Source organism: Rhodococcus sp. SG20037 (assembly GCF_031763325.1).
In the GTDB taxonomy this organism is placed as follows: Bacteria; Actinomycetota; Actinomycetes; order Mycobacteriales; family Mycobacteriaceae; genus Rhodococcus_F; species Rhodococcus_F qingshengii.
The window spans coordinates 4,249,137-4,269,979 of sequence record NZ_CP134497.1; the positions used below are offsets into that span (position 1 = coordinate 4,249,137).

The following is a 20,843-nucleotide window of genomic DNA, read 5'->3' on the forward strand; positions in this document are numbered from 1 at the left end:
ACGTCAGACCGTCAATCCTCAGGAGTAACCACAGCATGACCATCGCCGAATCTCGTGAGGCCCTCAACATCGCCCCTGGCTCGATAGTTGTCGTTCGCGACGAGGAATGGCTGGTCACCTCAGCCGAGCAGGGGTCCGACGGATGGCTCGTCCGGGCCCGTGGCCTATCGGAGCTGGTGGCAGACACGACTGCGTCATTCTATTCAAGTCTCGACCACATCGAGGTTATGGACCCAGCCAAGACCGAGGTTGTTGCTGACGGATCCTCGGGATACCGGGATGCACGGCTGTGGCTCGAGGCACTGCTCCGCAAAACGCCATTCCCCTACGGCGACCAGACTCTGACGGTCTCGACGCAGATGCTGGCCGATTCGCTCGGCTACCAGCGCGCTGCGGTCGCAAAGGCCCTTGATCCGCAACATATCCGTCCGCGCATCCTCATTGCGGATGCGGTGGGCCTGGGCAAGACCCTCGAAATCGGCATGATCCTTTCGGAGCTGGTTCGACGTGGCCGGGGCGAACGCATCCTCGTCGTGACGCCCAAGCATGTGCTCGAGCAGATGCAGCATGAGCTGTGGTGCCGGTTCGCGTTGCCATTCGTGCGCCTCGACTCTGCTGGTATCCAGAAGGTTCGGCAGAAGTTGCCGGCCACCCGTAACCCGTTCACATATTTCAAGCGCGCAATCATCTCCATAGACACTCTCAAGAGTCCCCGATACAAGGCGCATCTCGAACGTCAGCATTGGGATGCCGTGGTTATCGATGAGTCGCACAACCTCACCAATGTCGGTACGCAGAACAACGAGCTGGCTCGGGTCCTCGCGCCCAACACCGAGGCACTGATCCTCGCCTCCGCTACACCGCACAACGGCAAGGAAGAATCGTTTGCGGAGCTGCTCCGCCTTCTTGACCCCACTGCGGTCAAAGCGGATGGCACGTTCACCAAGGACGATGTTGCCTCGTTGTTGATTCGACGCCACAGGCACCACCCGGAGGTAGCGGCAGAGGTGGGCAGCGACTGGGCCGAGCGCGCCGAACCCGTCCACAAACTGATCGCACCATCGCCTTCGGAAGATGCTGTGGCGAGGGAACTCTCACACACTTGGCTGCACCCTCAGGAAGGCCGCTCACCATACTCGGGCGAGACCAAGGCACTATTCCCCTGGACGCTGGCAAAAGCCTTCCTCTCTTCCCCTGCTGCGCTGGCCGAGTCAATCAAACAGCGCCGTTCCAAACTTGACCCACTTGTTCCCGAGCAGCGAATCGAATTGGATGCTCTCGAAACTCTCGGTGCCCTCAACGACTCCGCTTTGAACGACTCCGCCGGCAAGTCCTCTGCGCTAGTCACACGGCTTTCCGAGATCGGCATCGGACCGAAATCGTCCACCCGAGCTGTCGTGTTTGCCGAACGCATCGCGACCTTGCATTGGTTGCGCGAACATTTGCCCAAGGCACTCAAACTCAAGCCGGAAAACATCGCCATGCTGCACGGCGGGCTCTCCGACGTAGAGCAGCAGGAAATTGTGGACAGCTTCAAGCTGGAGACCTCCCCGATCCGAGTGCTCATCACGGGCGACGTGGCATCGGAAGGCGTGAACCTTCATGCCCAGTGCCACCATCTGATTCACTACGACATCCCGTGGTCGCTGATCCGGATCGAGCAGCGTAACGGCCGCATCGACCGTTACGGGCAGAAGTTCCCGCCCGTCATTTCTTCGCTTATTCTTGAGCCGTCCGATCCGAATTTCTCCGGCGACCTGAGGGTGCTCTCCCGCCTCCTCGAACGTGAAAACCAAGCACACACCACCCTCGGTGACGTTGCGTCATTGATGGGCAAACACAGCGTGGGAGAGGAAGAGTCCGCGATCCGCGACGTTCTTGCACGACGCACAACACTCGACGAACAAGTCCGGGAAGTCGACGATGTTGCAGACGGCGACGATCTCGACGCCTTCTTCGCACAATTCGACGCGGTAGAAGACGAGCCCACAGCACTACCCGAATCACCGCGCCAAAGCCTCTACACCGACGACATCACATTCCTCGACGAAGCCCTCCGCGCTGCATTCCACGACGTTCCGCATGCTTCATTGGACGACGGTGGCGTCGGTTGGAAGATCCATGCCAATCATGCGATCGCGGAACTAACCCCACCGAAAGATCTGCGCCAGCGGCTCATTCAGTTGCCTCAGAACTACCTACAGCACGGTCGTGTCCTCGAACGTCTGACGCTCGCGACCTCCCACACCGTCGGCAACGCGCAGCTCCGCGCTGCAAGGGAAGGCAAGGGCGTGGCCGGCACTACCTGGCCTGAGGCACACTTCCTCGGTCCCCTTCACCCCGTGCTCGACTGGGCGAGTGATCGTGCTCTGAGTGCACTTGGTCGAGGACAGATCTTTGTCATCCGCGGCGACGTCGACTCTCCCACAGTGCTGTTGATGGGCACCTTGATGAATCGACGAGGACAGCTGATCTCACGAGTGTTCTCCACTGCCGAATTCCCGAACCTGGACCGCCCTTCCTTCTGCCTAGTAGAACCTCGGGAGGACCTCGACTTTCTCGCCGATGAGACGGGACTCAAACCAGGCTCCGCCAATCCCGGGCCAATTGAGAACCCTGAGACGTACCAGGCGCTGATACCTATCGCCGTTGAAGAAGCCAGCAAGGCCATGTCCATGGTTCTAGCCGCTCAAGAGGACGCCGCAAACGAACGGCTGACGCGCTGGCGTCAGCGTGCCGACCGCTGGCGCACCGGTGCAGAACAGCTTGAGCTGTTCCCGGGCCAGAAGAAGAAGGTCGACAAACTCTCTCGCCGCATTGCAGTGGAACAACGCCTCGCCGAATCTCTCGCGCCCACCCAGCAACTGGTCCGCCCGCTGCTCGTTATCGTTCCCGGTAAGGACCTGTAATCATGGCCTCTTTCGATTCCATCGTCATCGGCGAAGACTGGATTAGCGAGCACTACTTCACCACCGATTCGGTGAAAGAGTCTTTCCACGGCAAAGTGATGGAGCTACGCAAGGTCTGGGATGCCGAGGCAAAGGAAGCTCGCTCGACAGTCCGCAGCGAACTGCTAGCCACCTGTGCTGAACTCCAGGTAGCTCTCGCAGGTTTGGCCGAGAATCCGGAAGGAGCCCCGAAGGCACATGCAGTGGTGCGCACAGCCTTAGGTTACCCGGCTGTCCTGACGAACTTCACTGCCGAGCGCGCAGGATCAGACCTTGAGATCCCCGATGCACAACTCGACGGCATTGCGAGTGCGCTCTTCCTACAAGCTGTTCCCCTGGATTCAATCGAAGACCTACTTGATCCGGCAACCGGATTGCTGCTCACCCCTGCTACCGAAGACGGTAAGCCGATCGCATCGGCATCCAAGGCCATCTCCGCAGCATTCCGTTCGGATACCCCACCTGCATTTGTGGTGGTGCAGGCCGGTCAGTGGATGCTGCTCGCTGAGGCGGAGCGCTGGGCAGAGGGTCGATACATGGCCGTCGATCTGCTGGTTGTCACCGAACGACGCCACGAAGCCCGTGGCGGTGAAATCGACCGGGTCGCAGCCATCTTTGGCAAGCAGGCGCTCGTTCCCAACGCTGACGGAAACCTCTGGTGGACTGGCGTTCTGGAAGATTCGGTCAAGCACACGGTGGGTGTGTCGAAGGATCTGCGTGAAGGCATCAGGCTTTCCATCGAAATCATCGCCAACGAGGTAGTGCGCCGACGCAGAGAGAAAACCCTGAGCCTAGAGAGCATCAACGGCCAGGACCTGGCGAAGCATTCGTTGCGATTCCTGTACCGAATTCTCTTTCTTCTCTATGCAGAAGCATCGCCCGAGATGCGGGTTCTGCCCACTGGCGCAGCAGAATACGAGGAAGGTTACGGCCTGGATCGGTTGCGTGAGCTGACGCTCACCGAGCTGGTGTCAGCTCACGCGCGGACAGGCACACACCTGTACCAATCTCTGGCGACGCTGTTCCGACTTGTCGATCGAGGCCATACTCCCGTTGAGCGAGAAGACATTCTCGATGATCCTGCGCCGGGCTTGTTGTTCAACCCGCTCCGTGCAGACCTGTTCGATCCCAAGTCGACATCGCTGATCGACGAGGTCGGCCTCGGCAATGAGGTAACCCAACGGGTACTCGAGCACCTGCTGCTGTCCAAGGAATCCAAGAACCGCAAGGGCAGTGATCGCGGCTTCATCAGCTACGCCGAGCTGGGCATCAACCAACTTGGCGCGGTGTACGAGGGATTGATGTCATACACCGGCTTCTTCGCTGAGGAAGATCTATACGAGGTCGCAAAGAACGGTGACCCTGAGAAGGGTTCGTGGGTTGTTCCCGTCGACCGCTCCGATCACCTTTCCGAATCCGACTTCGTCCGGGTGATCGACGAAACCACCGGCGAAGAAAAGCCAGTTCTACACCGCAAGGACACCTTCGTATTTCGACTCGCGGGTCGTGAACGCCAACAATCAGCCTCGTACTACACACCGGAAGTATTGACGAAGTTTGTCGTCTCCCAAGCATTGGAGGAATTGCTCGATCAGGATGGTAGCTGGACCGCTCCGGAGCAGATCCTTGAGCTGACCATCTGCGAGCCGGCCCTTGGTTCAGGCGCATTCGCGATCGAGGCAGTTCGCCAGCTTGCGGCCGAGTACCTCAAACGCCAGCAGGAGGACTTGGGCGAGCTGATCGACGCTGATAAGTATCCGATGGAATTGCAGAAGGTGAAGGCGCACATCGCTTTGCACCAGGTTTACGGCGTGGACCTCAACGCCACTGCCGTCGAGCTTGCGGAAATCTCTCTGTGGCTCGACACCATGGTGGCCGGGTTGCAAGCCCCGTGGTTCGGGCTACACCTGCGCCGCGGCAACTCCCTGATCGGAGCCCGGCGATCGGCCTACGCACCAACTCTGCTGACAAAGAAGCAATGGTTGAAGACTCCCGCCAAGGACGTACCGCTCGGCGAGGAAATCGGTGCAGGCATCCATCACTTCTTGTTGCCATCCGACGGTTGGGGCGCGGTGATCGATACCGCCGAGGCCAAGACTTACGCACCGGACAAGCGCGAAGAGCTACGTTTGTGGCGCAACGAGATTCGCAAGTCGCCAAGTAAAGAGATCACCAAGCGGCTCGCCGCCCTCTCGAAGCGCGTCGAGACGTTGTGGGAATTCACATTGCGGCGCTTGACAATTGCCGAATCGGAGATCCGACGCGACATCAACCTCTGGGGTTTGGAACCCGCCAACCACACGCCAGCAGTTACGCGCGAAGACATCGAAAATGTTCTCAGCAATCCGAATGGCGCCTACCAACGTCTACGGCAAGTCATGGACGCGTGGTGCGCAATCTGGTCTTGGCCGCTGACTACCGATACTGAGCCGCCAGACTGGGATCAGTGGGTTGGCGGACTCGAAGCTGTATTGGGCGTGCCTCCCAAGGTCGGGAAGTTCGAAAAATACGGCCAGACCAGCCTCGCGGGCGACATGAGCTGGCAGGAACTCGACGTTGCCGAGGACACCGATCGAACCTTCGCGCAGGCCCAGTCAATCGATGATGCGCTCAACGGGTTCCCATGGCTGACCCTTGCCGCTGAGATCGCCGACACTCAGGGCTTCTTTCATTGGGAACTCGACTTTGCACCCGTATTCGCGAAGGGTGGCTTCGACCTGCAGGTTGGTAATCCACCGTGGGTGCGGCCAGATTGGGATGAAGCTGGCGTACTGGCTGAGTTCGATCCGTGGTGGCAACTCGCCGAAAAGCCTTCTGAATCTGTCAAACTCCGTAAGCGCGAGGAGACACTTGCCCAGTCGCGTGCACTTATCACCCTCTTAGACGAGCGAGCCCTGCAGACCGGAGTCATTGAGAATCTCGGGTCCGGCGTGGATCGTCCGGTGCTGACCGGACTCCGCACAGACCTATACCGCTGCTTTATGGAACACACCTGGCGTGTTATGGCACCGAGCGGGATAGTTGGCCTAATTCATCCAGAAAGCCATTTCTCCGAACTGCGCGCAAAAAACCTCCGCAGGGAGAGCTACCAACATCTACGCCGACACTGGCAGTTCCGAAACGGTCTCCGACTTTTTGAGATCGGCCACGCTCGTGAGTATGGGGTACATATCTACGGGTCGGCTTCCGAGATCCAGTTCCTTCAAGCCTCATCGATATATCACCCGGATACAGTTGAGCGTTCACTCCTCCATGACAGTTCCGGCCCGGAACCTGGAGTACGCGACGAAGATGGGGTATGGGACCTACGACCACATGCCCATCGCGTCACGGAGATCACCGATGTCAACCTCCAAACTTGGGCTACCATCATTGACGAGCCCGGGACCCCGCCCAACGAAGCCCGCATGCTGTATCCAGTAAACCTGGCTAGCGCCAACGTACTCGGCAAAATTTCTGTGGCTTCACGCTTGGGTGACGTCGGATTCGAGTGGACTACAGGATGGAATGAGACGACCGACCGGAAGCGGGGCTTCTTCGAATCCAACCAGGCCATTCCGTCGCGGTGGGAGGAAGCGATCCTACAAGGGCCGCATTTGACAGTCGCCACACCACTGCATCAGCAGCCTGATAACCAAATCGGGCGTAGTCACCTCTACCTTCCGCTCGACCTTGAGACTATTCCCGAATCTTTCATCCCCCGTACTAATTACCAGGTCGCAAAGCCATTCGCCGAATATACGGCCGCGTACACGAGATGGCATCAACGTCCGTCGTCGACCTACTTCCGCGTTGCCTGGCGTGAGATGTGCGACATAGCAACCGTTCGCACACTACAGACCGCAATAATTCCGGCAGGCCCAACCCATGTCCACGCTGTCAATTCATTCACGCTACCAATGCAAAACCGGACCCTAGCCGTAATGGCAGGCGTGAGCCATTCAATCATCGCCGACTTCATGGTCAAAGTCATCGGAAGTGCACACGTCAAGTCTTCGATCTGGAAGCAGCTCCCTCTACCCATTGGGCATACTCTTGAACCCGAACTCATTCACCGAACACTTCGCCTGAACTGCATTGTCCGCCCGTACGCTCCGTTCTGGGAGGAGCTGTACAGCCCAACCTGGCAACAGGATTCGTGGGTCCGTGGTATCTGCATCGATTACTCAGGCCGCAAATCACTAGGTGCCATACGACCAGAATGGGAGTGGGCCACTCCCCTTCGACGCGCCGCAGACCGCCGCCAAGCCCTCATCGAAATTGACGCAATCGTCGCAGTCATGCTGGGAATTACGGCAGCGGAGTTATTGACGATCTACCGTACTCAGTTCCCAGTGCTGCAGAAGTACGAGCGCGATGCTCTCTACGACGTCACCGGCCGCCAGCTCCCCACAAAACTCGCGTCCGAGTACCGCAAGAAGGGCGCCCTCAAGCCCGCCGATCTCACCGTCGACGGAGTCACATATCAGGAACCGTTCACAGGCGTCAACCGCGAGCGAGACATGGAACTGGCTCATACACACTTCATCGCACTGCTGAAAGATTCCGAAGCGTCGAACCCAGGAGAACTTGCCAAGTGAAGAAAATCGACGGAGAGGCGTTGTCTCTCAACGCAATTCTGAAAGATAATAAGTTCTCGATCGACTACTACCAGCGCGACTACAAGTGGGAACAGAAGCAGCTCCAGGAGCTCATCGACGACCTCACTTCGAAATTCCTGGAAGCTTACGATCCGGCGCACACCCGGGAACAGGTCGCCCACTACCCCTTTTACTTCCTCGGATCAATTGTCATCAGCGACCGAGGTGCACAGAAATTCATCATCGATGGTCAGCAGCGGTTGACTACTCTCACACTCCTTCTCACGTATCTGAGACGCCTGCAAGGTGATGCGCGGGAACCTAACATCGACGACCTCATCGTGTCTATGAAGTACGGAAAAAAGTCATTCAATCTTGATGTTGAAGACAGGATTTCGTGCATGACAGCACTTTTCGAAGGTAAACCATTCTCTCCGTCTGATGACGACAGCGAATCCGTTCAGAATCTCCACGCCCGATTCGAGGACATTGCAGAGCTTTTGCCTGACGAGGTCCAGGACAACGCGTTGCCCTATTTCATCGACTGGCTCCTCGAATGCGTACAGATTGTTCAGATCACCGCATTCAGCGACGACGACGCCTACACGATCTTCGAGACCATGAACGACCGTGGCCTGCAACTACGTCCGATCGACATGCTCAAGGGTTACCTGCTAGCCAGCGTCGACGCTTCAAGTCGGAAGACCCCGACGACATTGTGGACGACGCGGGTACAGGAGCTCGCGGCGATCGGCAAGGACACCGACACTGACTTCTTCAAGTCGTGGCTGCGCAGCCAGTACGCCGACACAATCCGCGAGCGGCGCAAAGATGCGGAGCCGCTCGACTACGACCGCATTGGCACCGAGTTCCATCGATGGTTACGTGCAAACACCGATCGTATCGGACTCGCCCGGTCGGATGACTTCGAGCAATTCATCATGCGCGACTTCGAGTTTTACAGTCGCACCTACCGAACGATCATGTCGTCCATCAAGAGCGATAGCCTCGTTCCCGGCTATGAGCACGTCCGATACAACGCGGATCATCGATTTACCTTGCAGGTGCCGATGCTGCTCGCACCGCTGGTCCCGACCGACAGTGACGCTGTGGTCTCGAGAAAGATCGAAATCGTCTCCAGATTCGCAGATATCCTCCTGGCTCGTCGAATCTGGAACCACAAAGCGATTGATCACTCAACCTTGCAATACCGAGTCTTTGTAGCCACCAAGAATATTCGAGGTCTCGACATCGCTGAACTGAGCCAGGAACTGTTCAAACAGCTCGATGAACTCGACGAACGATTCGACAGCATGGATCGTCTACGCTTGAACCAGCAAAATCGCAAGCCCCTTCACCGTGTGCTTGCACGACTCACCGACTACCTCGAAGTCGAGTCCGGCAATGGCCCGACATACCTGGAGATGACTGGCGGCGCACGCGTCAAATACGAGATCGAACACATCTGGGCGAACCACGCCGAGCGCCATACAGACGAGTTCGCTCACCCAAGCGATTTCGCGGATCACAGAAACCTAGTTGGTGACTTGCTGCTGCTGAATAAGAAGTTCAACGCAAGTTTTGGTGACAAAACGTACGAAGAGAAGCTGCCGCACTACTACGCCCAGAACCTTCTCGCTCGATCACTCAATTCCAAATGCTACGAGAACAATCCAGGATTCGTTGCCTTCGTCAAGCGAACTGGCCTGCCGTTCAAGCCGTACGAGAGTTTCAACGCCGAAGCGGTCATCGAACGTGGGGAGCTGTATCGGCAGCTTGCCGGTGTCGTTTGGAATCCAGATCACCTGATTGCTCTCGGCCACAAAGCCCTCTGAACCGTCTGCCCTGCTTTCACCGCCCGAACGAACCGAGGAGAAGTCGACCATGGGAGCCCTACTTCCCACCCTCCAAGCCAAGCACCTGCGCGAGGGCCTCACCGACTACCTCGCAACCACATTCGCGCTCACTGACCCCGACGCTCAAGGGTCATTGAGCGACTTCGTGGGTGACCCCGCGTCGGGAATGTTCAAGGGACCTTATGTGCGGCTGCGACTCCCCTTCGCACCAGCCCGAGGAAACTGGGGCATGCACCTCGACTGGCGCCCAGACGACTTCACCCCGTACGGACACCAGACCAGCGCATTCGAGCGGCTCTCCTCCAAGTTCCAGACCCGCCCGCAGCCGACCCTCGTCACGACGGGCACCGGCTCCGGTAAGACCGAAGCATTCCTCCACCCGATCCTCGATCATGTTTTGCGCGCCAAACGGTCCGGCATCACCGGAATGAAGGCGCTCATCCTCTACCCGATGAACGCTCTGGCCAACGACCAGGCAGAGCGTCTCGCAGGGCTCATCACCAATCATCCTGAGCTGTCAGGAATTTCCGCCGGCCTCTACACGGGCGAACAATCCGCTGGCGGACGCACCAAAGTCTCCGAAGACGGCCTCATCACCGACCGTCGACTGATGCACGACTCTCCCCCAGACATCTTGCTCACCAATTACAAGATGCTCGACCACCTGCTCCTGCACCCCGACCGCGCTACTATCTGGCGACTGTCCGCAGAGTCTCTGCAGTACGTCGTCCTCGACGAGTTCCACACCTATGACGGCGCTCAGGGGACTGACGTCGCGATGCTTTTGCGCCGTCTCGGGCTCACAGTCAAAGCGCACTGGACGGACTTCTCACCCGTCACCGAAGACGACCGCGCTCGACCGCTCGGCCGAATCACACCCGTTGCCACCTCGGCAACCCTCGGGTCCAAAGCCGAACCTACGGCGATGCTCGACTTCGCACGTACAGTCTTCGGCGAAAGATTCGATGCCGACGCCGTTATCGGTGAAACTCGCCTCACGGCTGCTGAATGGCTCGCTGAGCGAGACGCCTCGCTGGACCGCCTGTACCGACCAATTGCCCCTGCTCTCACCGACGCCGTCAAGAGTATCTTCGACGCCGCCGATTCTTCAGCTGGTAATGCAGGCATCACCGCGGCCGTTCTGGCCGAAATGTTTGAGCGCGCTGATGATCTCGATATCGATCGCCGCCTCGGCGCAGCAGATATCCGTGCCCTCACCGACATCGAACAACTGAACCTCCTCAAAGCTCACCCGCTGGTGATCTCACTCCTCGACCACGCCGTCAACGCCATCTCCCTTGCTGACCTCGCCGAAAAACTGTTCCCCACTGCTGCACTCGCCGGCGATACACGACACACCCACTCAGATCAGCAAAAGTTTCTCGACTACTTGTTCGCAGCACTATCTCACTTGCGAGCAGAGGTTGGTCGCGCGGGATTGAATGTTGATGTGCACCTGTGGATTCGGGAACTTTCGCGAATCGATCGAGCTGTCGCTGCCGCGACGTCGTACCGCTGGTCCGATGACGGCGCCCACGAGGACGCCGACGGCATGCACCTACCTGCCGTCTATTGCCGGCATTGCGGCCGCTCCGGCTGGGGCGCCCGGCTGGCTCCTACCGGCACTACCCTCGATGTTACTGACGAGTCGATTCGTGCAGACCACGCGTCGGGTGGCTCGCGCTTCCGCGCCCTGATCTCTGCCCCAGCTGAGGCGTTACTCGACCCCACCACCATGGACCAGGCGGTCGAAGGATTGCGCTGGTTCCGCATTGATGACCGAGAAATCACTGATGTAGCACCCGATCCTGACGGGACTGAACAACTCGAAGGAAAGATTCTTCCTGTCCTCGTACTCACCGGCGATGATGTCGAAGAGAACTCGAAGAAGGACATGTGCCCGGCCTGCGGCACCGCCGACGGCATTCGATTCCTCGGTAGCGCAATAGCTACCCAACTCTCGGTGACACTGTCAAACATGTTCGGAGACAAGAACCTCAGTGCTGATGAAAAGAAGGCACTCATGTTCACCGACAGCGTGCAGGATGCCGCGCACCGCGCCGGATTCGTCCAGGCTCGCTCCCACACGCTGAGCCTCCGTTCCACCCTGCGTAGCGCCTTGAACGAACCCGACAGCTCGGGTTCCGGCGTCCTCGCTCTGGACGAGCTTTGCCGGGCAGTCGTCGCCCGAGCAGGTGAAGATCCGATTCGTCGTTACCACCTGTTGGCACCCGACATCGTCGATCATGATGACTTCACTCCGTTCTGGAAGGCCGATTCGTCCACGCAGGCGCGCAAGAAGGCCACCGAAAAGGTGCTCACGCGCCTACTGTTCGACATCGACCTGGAATTCGGTCTCCAGTCCAGACTGGGTCGAACCCTCGAGCTAACCGGCAGCGCCGTTGCTGAGGTCAATCTAGGATCAGTCGAGCGTCCCGCCAGACTCGGCGCTGCAGCACTGAATGCCACCGAACATCAGATGACCATCACCGCACCGGATTCCGCCGCAATCACCCGCTGGGTTCGCGGAACCGTCGAGCGCGTCCGAACCCGAGGCGCCATCCACCATCCGTGGCTGCGCACCTACGTCGAGAAAGACGCCAACCGCCGCTGGGTGTGGGGAGCTCGCCCCAAGGGGGGCGGTATGCCGGCTTTCCCAAAAGGCCGGCCCGCACCTGCATTTCCGGCCGTCGGATCACGCACTGTCCCCGAAGGATTCGATGCGATCACCGCGCCATCCTCCTGGTACGCACGGTGGGCGTCGCAATGCCTCAACGTCTCCCCCGTCGACGGCGGCTTCCTCGCCAAGTCACTGTTCTCGGTACTCGCCGAACAGCGCGTACTCGCCGCTGTCCTCACCGAGACTGGTCCTACTGCCTACGGTTTGCCCCCTGCCACAGTGCAGGTGAGCGCTCCCAGCCTTGATGATCTCGAGAGTGAGAAGCATCTGCTGGTGTGTGGGGTTTGCCAAACTCCCACGCCTGGCAGCTTGACTGTCATCGACCAGCTCGACGGTGCGCCGTGCCTTTTGGTCCGCTGCCCCGGAACGCTCGGACGAGCAAAGAAGCTGCAGAACTTCTACCGCAAGCTCTACGACTCTTCCGAGATGAAGCGCGTCGTTGCTCGCGAGCACACCTCACTGCTCCCTACCGAAACCCGTCTGAGCTACGAGACCGCGTTCAAGCGCGGCGGCGCTGACCCTCAAGCACCAAACGTCCTGGTCGCGACACCGACTCTGGAAATGGGTATCGACATCGGCGACCTCTCCACAGTCATGCTCGGATCGCTGCCCCGTACAGTCACTTCGTACCTTCAGCGTGTCGGCCGAGCGGGGCGCCTGACCGGAAACTCCCTGGTTCTCGCGTTTGTCAGAGGTCGCGGTGAACACCTTCCCAAACTGTTCGATCCCACTTCGGTCATCCAGGGCGACGTGCGACCACCTGCCACGTTCCTCACCGCCGAAGAGATCCTGCAACGCCAGTATGTCGCCCACATTGTTGATCGTCTGGCACGCGATCCCAACACCATCGCACCGCGAGACGCACGCGCCGCCCTCGGCAGTTTCGACGAGGGAAGTTGGATGGCAACACTTCTCGATTCCGCCGATGTGCAGTCAGAAGTTCTTCTCGACGGATTTCTCACGCAGTTCGACGATGAACTCGACGACGTCACCGTAAATGCACTGCGCCAGTGGGCGACTACACCCGGCGACGGTAATCCCAGCAAATTGGTGGCCGACCTGAGGGAAGCCGTTCATCGCTGGAATCGCGATCTGGTGGAACTGACAACCCGCCGCGCCACCATCGAGGAGGAACTACCCGAGTTCGAGCGTCGGGCGGCCGCACCTGCATCAACCGACGATGACCAGCGAGACTTACGAACTGCCTACGGATCAATCAAACTTCTGGGCAAGCAACTGGTCGAGCTCAATTCGGTGTATTGGATCAGCGCACTCGAACGCTACGGCGTTCTACCCAACTACACGTTGCTCGATGACTCCGTAGTGCTCGACGTAGGTATCACTTGGATCGACCCTGAAACCAACAAATACATGGGCGATGCCACCAGCTATCAGCGCGGCTCCCGAGTTGCACTCACTGAGCTGGCTCCCGGCTCCACGTTCTACGCACAAGGTCTCGCCGCGAAGATCGACGCCGTCGACCTCGGCGCCGGCGAGTCCAACATCCATACCTGGCGACTGTGCCCACAGTGCGGCTGGGCCGGGATCACCCATGCAGGCGAAGAAGCACCGACCCTGACTGCGTGCCCACGATGCCAGAACAGCGCCATCACCGACGTCAGCCAGCAGCTTCAGGTCGTGGAGATGGCACGGGTATCTGCTGAAATCCGTCGCGACGAGGCATCCATCAACGATGGTCGCGATGAGCGGCACAAGGAATCGTTCACTGTAGTCACCGCTGCGGACATCGATCCCGTCAACGTCGGTCGGTCCTGGTTTGTTGAAGGTCGCGATTTCGGCGCGGAATATCTGCGCCGCATGGATATTCGCTGGATTAACATGGGCCGACGCACATCTCAGGGAAGTAAGCGGACAATCGCAGGACAGGAAACTGCCACTGGGCTGTTCCGAGTGTGTTCCTCGTGCGGTCAGCTCGACCGCACTGCCGGCCGCAACAACAGATATGAGCATCGCAGCTGGTGCCGTCACCGCAACTCCACTCTCGAGAGCGTCCGTGAAATCGCGCTGGCACGGACTTTGCGAACCCAGGGAGTGCTCCTGCACCTACCCGCTTCGCTCGAATACGACTCGTTTGCGCATCCGAGCCTGAGCGCAGCAATCCTGTTGGGCCTGCGGCAGGTGATCGGCGGCTCACCCGAACACCTCGACGTCGCCACCATCACCGACGCCCTACATGCTCCTGATCAACGCGCGCTGCTTATTCACGACACTGTTCCTGGTGGCACCGGGTATCTCGCTGAGTTTGCCGACCCTGCAAAGGTCTGGGCAGTATTGGCGGCAGCTAGGAAGCTGGTGCATGAATGCAGCTGCGCCGCAGAAGATCGTCTCGCATGTCACATGTGCTTGCTGCCGTTTGCTCCCCCACATGAGTTGGACAAGGTGTCCCGCAAGACAGCAGCCAAGGTGCTCGACCTACTCCTGGGCACTTCAGACGGATCTGTACCCACCCTTGAGCCATGGTTGGCGGCTGTTACCGAAGAGGCACCGGCTGAACGAGTTGGCAGCGAGGAATCACACCTGGAGAAAGAGTTCTACGTCGCTTTCGTCGAACGCCTCCGAGCGATGGGTGCCAGCGTCCGGGAAAAGCCCGGGACGTACGGTCCTTCTGCAACCATCATCATGCCAGGAACGAAGATCCGTACGTGGAAGCTGACCCCGCAGGTATTGATGGCAACATCCAAACCTGATTTCGAGCTCAGCACAAACGATTCCGAGATCCCTCGAATTGCACTCTTTGTGGACGGCCGCAGGTTCCACGCTATGCCTGGCTGCAATCGAGTTGCCGACGACGCCACCAAACGCGCCACTCTGCGAGCCACCGGCCATCTCGTATGGTCTTTCGGTCACGAGGATCTGCAACGTTTCAAGAACAACGAGACAGTGACGCCGTCCTGGTACACGGAAGGTGCCGCGTCAAACACCATGAAAGCGGGTAACTTACGCCCCGCACTCCTCAAGTTGCTGACAGCTGACCCCGTGACGCAATTACTGGCGTTCATCACCGACCCGGATGTCGACGCATGGGAATCGATGAGTCGTTCGCTTCCGCTCATGTTCGTGCGCAACAACAATCGTGCCAAAGCAGATGCCGAATCCGTAGCCGAGAACGCCTTGGCTGAGCTGAACGGTCAGCAACCGTTCTCGTCACCGGGAACCGACATGTGCTGGTCCTTCACCGACGGTTCGCTGACCGTCGTTGCGGCAATGCGACCAGGAACTCGCACCAGCAACGCAGTTCTCGCAGTGGACGACCGAGACGAGATGCTCGAGATTCTTGACGGGAGGGCCTGGAAAGAATGGGTCCGACTGTCCAATTGGTTGGGCATCAGTTCCCACCACCGCGTCACGACCCACAGCTTGCTCACCGCTGATACCTCAGCACCCACAGCCGCACCATCCGCAACCAGTGCGCAACTGACGCCGCAATGGCAGTCGTTGTTCGACGAGACCATTTCTGACGCGGAAAAAACACTCGTTCTGGCATTGGCGGCGACCGGAATCGAGCTGCCAGTGCCTGTCCTCGGATTCGAGACCGACGATGGCGAGGTCCTCGACCTTGCTTGGAGCGCCGCCCGAGTCGGCGTAGTTCTCGACCCGGATTCCGAGGCTGCCAATACGATGAACCAACAGGGGTGGACCATGTGCCCACCGGACGCAACACAAATTGTGAACGCATTGAAGACGAACGGGGTGCTGTAAGTGGCAAATCTGGTATTGGCGACCAACACCAAGGCGATGCCCAAGCTCGACGGGTCGATCAAACACAAGGTGTACGACTTCTTCGAGAAGGTCCGAGCCGACGACACGACCCCGGGCCTCCACATCGAACCGATCAAGGGCGCCGTCGACTCCCGAGTTCGGACCGGCCGCGTCGATCTGCAATTCCGCGCCATCATGTTCCGCGTCGACAGCAAGCTCGGCGACACCACCTACATCTACATGGGCACCTGGCCACACGACGAGGCCAACTCACTTGCTGAACGGTCGACACTGCGCGTCAACCCGATCAACGGCGCACTCGAGGGCATCATCGGTGAACTCGACGGCAACGCCGACCGCAAGAAGCGGTCCGTGGTCCATGATCCCAGCGGGCATATCGGGAAACTCGTCGCCGAGGAAGTGAAGCCATTCCTCCTTGCCCTTGGATTCACGTTCGACGATTTGACCGAGAAGCTCGGCCTCGACCCCGAACTTGCCACCCTTGCACTCACGGCCGCAGACGACCATGCCATTACGGCCATCGCTGCCGACGTGATCGGTTGGCAAGGCAGTGCCCTTCTCGAGCTTGCTGTGGGCACCAGCATCGATACCATCCGGGAAAAGCACGGATTCACTGAAACTCCCATCGATCGCACGCTCGATGAAGACGAGCAAATTCTGGTGGCGCTGGAACACCCTGCGTCGAAGATGCAGTTCACCTTCATCGACGACAACGAGGAATTGCGACGCGTCATCGAAGGTGGCGACTTCGCCGCATGGCGAACCTTCCTGCATCCGGAACAGCGCACGTACGCAGAAAAGGACCACAACGGCGCCTTCCGGCTCTCTGGCGGAGCGGGTACCGGCAAGACCGTGGTCGCGATCCATCGCGCGCGTCACCTCTCCAAGCGCAATCCGGACGCACAAATCATCCTGACTACCTACAACAAGACTCTTGCGATGGGACTCGAAGCAGACCTGCGTGCGCTCGATCCCGATGTAGTAATCGCCAAAAAGCCGGGTGACCCCGGCGTGTATGTCGCGGGCATCGACAAGCTGGGCAATGCCGTATTGAGCCAGTCAGGTGCTATCTCGGATGCCTGCGAGTCTGTTCTCGGTTCTCGCAGCGTCGAGGTCACCAACAACCGAACCAATTCCGATAAGGCATGGCGCGAGGTGGTGCAATCGGTCGCGAGTGGACTCGATCCCAAGCTCGCAACGCCAACATTCCTCGAAAATGAGTATGTGGCAGTGGTTCTCGCCAACCGCGTGACAACCCTCGAACAGTATGCAAAAGTTGCCCGGCCGGGACGAGGTGTACGCCTGAGCAGGCCACAGCGAATTGCAGTGTGGAAGTTGGTAGAGGCATACCGCCGTTACAGCCGAATGGATGGCAGCCTCAGTTTCCCCGAAATCCTGGCGCTAGCCGCCGAGCATCTCCGATCGCGAGGTGAACAAGGTAAGGGATATCTGGCAGACCATGTCATCGTCGACGAAGCCCAGGACCTCCATGCAACTCACTGGGCAGTGTTGCGTGCGCTTGTCGAAGAAGGTCCCAACGACCTGTTCATCGCCGAAGACTCACATCAGAGGATCTACGGGCAACCAGTCGTGTTGTCTCGCTTCGGAATCAAGATCATCGGCCGATCACGCAGACTAACCTTGAACTACCGGACCACTGCACAGAACCTGCACTTCGCCGTGAGTATCCTGTCCGGTGCCGACTACAAAGACTTGGAACAGGGCAACGAATCCACCGAGGACTACCGATCCGCACGTCTCGGCCCCAACCCTGAACTACTCGAATGCGACTCTGTACCTGATGAACTCGACAAGGTTGCCGAGAAGGTGCGAAGCTGGCTCGACGACGATGTCGATCCATCGACGATCGCGATCCTCACCCGAGGCAAAACTGACAGGACTCAGTTTGTTCGCGCACTCGGCGAGCGTGGCGTTGATGCCCGAGCTCTCGAAGACAACCCAGCCACGATCGGCCATGTTCAGGTTCTGACTATGCACCGGTCCAAGGGCATGGAATTCTCGCGTGTTCTGCTCGCCGGTATCGACGACACTCATGTTCCTTCGGCAGCAACGCTCCGGACCGTGCCGGAGGAAGAACAAGCAGAAGCACTCCTGCGTGAGCGGTCCCTTCTCTATGTCGCCGCCAGTCGAGCTCGAGATGAACTTGTCGTGACGTGGAGCGGCAAGCGTTCGGAACTTCTCGGCACCACTTCCATGTCGTAGCCCATCTGTACAGTCGCAATCCGAACAGGTGGAAGGGACACGACGCCAGGTACGGACAGTACCCTCGACGAGCTGACGTCACGGCTAAACTGCCCCGGCCCGGCCCCTGCGACAACAGGGAACATCCCGAATCGAGTTGGGACAGCTATCGCTGTCCCGTGTGCAGAGACATCTATCGGGGTTTACCTCGTCAGGTGCTCTGCTATGGCTGGGTGAGATCGGCGTCGACGGCACGACGCCCATTGACGGTGACGCCCCGAATTTGTCAGACCTCACTCTGCGGCATGTTGATCCGAGCAAGCTACTCTTCGAGCATCACGACCCGGTTGATCCCGAATGGCGACCATCCTGGTTCGGGCTTGTTAACGACGGCGTTCTTGCTCCTACCGGTTAGCTCGGCGCCCCCAATTCAGATACCGTTGAGGTAGACGACTCTGTGTCGTCGCGCGACAGACGACGAGCGACTGGAGTCTTGCATTCGGGCGATCCGAGAGTTGTATCCGTATCTCCTTGCAGAACTTCAGATCCTAAGTAGCCGAATGTCGGGCTATTCCGGGATCGCGCTACAGCCCGAACCGCAAATCAATGTGGCACTCGACGACGTGTAACCGAAGCTCGTGCGTCAATCCAATCGACTCGCGGCCTAGCAACCACTCTACAAACGACACGAAAATTCGTCCGCTCACCTTGAGCTAGGCAGTCTCAAATACCCCAACCGATTTCTCGTAGGTGCATCCAACATCGTTCTCCGCCAGTAGTTTCAACAAATCTTCGACAGGTCGCTCAGGAAGCAGAACCGACACTTCAGGACGAAGGTCAAAGCCTCTCCGATAATCAAGTAACTGCCCCAACGCCATTCGTACCGCCTCGCGCGACGCTGACGCTTTCGCCTCGTACAAGTGATTATTCGAGACGTCGTGAATATCTACGAAGAGTGGACGGGTAGTGCCCTCTGGCAGAATTCGGTAGCCTTGCACTTTGTGGTTCAGAGCAGTTAGATAGTCCGCAAACCTGCTGACCAGTTCCGACTCGACCTTCACCGCCGTCGTCGACGCAAAGCCTGTGAGGTCGTATGACCCAACCCTATGCCTTTCGAGTGCACATGGACCGGAATGTCGCCCACCCGCACGAGTGACACTTCCACCCAGCCAGGGATTTCCGTCGCGCAGGGCCAGCTTCCCAACATGGTCCTTCCACATCGAATCAAGCATCTGGTCCGATGGGCTGTAGACTTTCCGTCCCGAACTCTGAACCGGGAACTTGAAATCAGTAAGGGTGCTTTTCATCTGGTCGTACGGAAGTCGATCAGACGGATCGATCAACACCTCCCATTCCGCGGTGATGTAGGGTGCCATTTTTCCGGGTTCTGACCAATGCGGGTGGAATTCCACACCACTGGAAAGTATCTGGCCACTGGCGATTATCCCATTTCTAATACCGGTCTTGTGAAGGAAGATTTGATCACCAGGCTCCGGATCGCCGTGACCCTGACCGAAACTCCACCGTATCGGCGCCGTATATCCTTGGGCAGTAAGCCGAACGTGTTCGGCGAACTCGTCGGGGTCGTAGCCCCCATCGCTCCCGTCCCAGAGCACAACGAACGTCCTTGATGCGCGTGCTTCCATGGAACTGATCCTTCCGCGGACCCTAAACCGGTTTGACAAACTACAAATCGTCTCGCCAGGTCCTGCTGTTACACGAGGACCACTGTTAGCCAGCCGACTGAAACTTCTTGTAGCTCAACGCGAGCAGCTCCGGATCAGGCCGCTCAGCTCGTAGGGCTGGTATCACCATCAGTTTCTGACGGTGCCGTTCCTTGAGTCCATGTTCGAGCATCGGACCATCGATCTCTTCGAGAAGATCCTGCCTGATCTCAACTACAAGATCGGGACTGATTCCAAGAATGTGCACGTCGAAGGCCGCATGGTGAATCTTGCACATTGCCAATCCATTTCGAACCGAGGCAACGCCGGCCTCATCTGAGTCAGGGACGATATGCGCTGCATCGAGCAACGAACTGTGCCCCAAAGCGCAAACAGCACATCGAGTTTCGTAGGCTCGCATCACCGTCGCCCGAAATACCGGCTGGTGCAGACGTCTCTTCGTTTCGGAAATCAAGTGGCGTCGCAAGTGGGACTCGATCGGAGAATCCGTCACATGGAGATCACGAGCAAATTCGGTAGCGACAACAAACTGATGGAGACCTACCTCCTCATCAACGAGGTACACGGGAAATATCGGCTGAAACTGGCCCGGCCCGACACCGAAGAACCAGATCAACGGCACCTTCTGCTCCATCGCCGCGCGCAGCCCACGATTGTCCTGGTGATCCGGATCCACACCACTCCACTTGTAGCGGAGAAAGCCATCGGCTCCGACTGCATCCTCATACGGCCGATCGGCACCTTGGCGGCGATAAACTGTACTGATCGAAAGAGCTGACGAGAGCTGACGTGGCTTGCGGATACCTCGCTGAGGATCCATTAATCTGAACATCTCACCGTCGATGGTGAAGTCCAGCAGTTCCTGCTTGCTAATCGAGTCGAGTCCGTCGTTGGTTCGTACTGTGAGGAACTGCATTGCTTCTCGCCGAAGCCGCGTATCAAAATCCTCAGCACCGTGCGCAATACTCACAATGTCAGTCAACTAAGCGTCCTCTCCCCCACGTGTTGGCCACACGCAGTGATGTTCACGTTATCCGAGGCAACGGACTCGATCCCTGGCACCACGCCGGCGAACGGCAGTCCATATGTCGGCGAGGCGTGCCAGGATCTGCACATCGCGCACTGATAGCGCATTCGACGACCAGCTGTCG

Annotated in this window: 7 protein-coding genes; 5 read left to right on the forward strand and 2 right to left on the reverse strand. The window is 58.6% G+C overall.

Annotation, left to right across the window (positions count from 1 at the left end; translation table 11 throughout):
• Window positions 1-35 precede the first annotated feature (35 nt).
• Genes RHP72_RS19430 through RHP72_RS19450 form a run of 5 tightly spaced genes read left to right on the forward strand, consistent with a single transcriptional unit; the run spans window position 36 to window position 18,028 of the window.
• Complete coding sequence (locus RHP72_RS19430) at window positions 36-2,909, forward strand: helicase-related protein (RefSeq protein WP_283377525.1); 2,874 nt, start codon at window positions 36-38, stop codon at window positions 2,907-2,909.
• 2 nt (window positions 2,910-2,911) lie between these two features.
• Window positions 2,912-7,528, forward strand: a complete 4,617-nt coding sequence (locus RHP72_RS19435; protein ID WP_283377526.1) for an Eco57I restriction-modification methylase domain-containing protein — start codon at window positions 2,912-2,914, stop codon at window positions 7,526-7,528.
• Complete coding sequence (locus RHP72_RS19440) at window positions 7,525-9,363, forward strand: DUF262 domain-containing protein (RefSeq protein WP_161121847.1); 1,839 nt, start codon at window positions 7,525-7,527, stop codon at window positions 9,361-9,363. The genes RHP72_RS19435 and RHP72_RS19440 overlap by 4 nt, the downstream gene beginning before the upstream one ends.
• 49 nt (window positions 9,364-9,412) lie before the next feature.
• Window positions 9,413-15,784, forward strand: coding sequence for a DEAD/DEAH box helicase (locus tag RHP72_RS19445; protein WP_311093711.1), 6,372 nt, complete (start codon window positions 9,413-9,415; stop codon window positions 15,782-15,784).
• Window positions 15,785-18,028 carry a 3'-5' exonuclease gene (locus tag RHP72_RS19450; RefSeq protein ID WP_161121789.1) on the forward strand — a complete coding sequence of 748 codons (2,244 nt, stop codon included), beginning with the start codon at window positions 15,785-15,787 and terminating at the stop codon, window positions 18,026-18,028.
• 692 nt (window positions 18,029-18,720) lie between these two features.
• Here the strand turns inward: RHP72_RS19450 and RHP72_RS19455 are convergent.
• Entirely contained in the window at window positions 18,721-19,653 is a 933-nt protein-coding gene (locus RHP72_RS19455; RefSeq protein WP_311093713.1) for a hypothetical protein, read from the reverse strand.
• A gap of 85 nt (window positions 19,654-19,738) precedes the next feature.
• A complete protein-coding gene (locus RHP72_RS19460) occupies window positions 19,739-20,674 on the reverse strand; it encodes an HNH endonuclease (protein ID WP_283377528.1) in 936 nt (311 codons plus the stop codon).
• Window positions 20,675-20,843 lie beyond the last annotated feature (169 nt).

Coding starts and splice junctions, on each gene's coding strand:
- RHP72_RS19430 (WP_283377525.1), top strand. CDS start 36: ATGACCATCGCCGAATCTCGTGAGGCCCTCAACATCGCCCCTGGCTCG.
- RHP72_RS19435 (WP_283377526.1), top strand. CDS start 2,912: ATGGCCTCTTTCGATTCCATCGTCATCGGCGAAGACTGGATTAGCGAG.
- RHP72_RS19445 (WP_311093711.1), top strand. CDS start 9,413: ATGGGAGCCCTACTTCCCACCCTCCAAGCCAAGCACCTGCGCGAGGGC.
- RHP72_RS19455 (WP_311093713.1), bottom strand. CDS start 19,653: ATGGAAGCACGCGCATCAAGGACGTTCGTTGTGCTCTGGGACGGGAGC.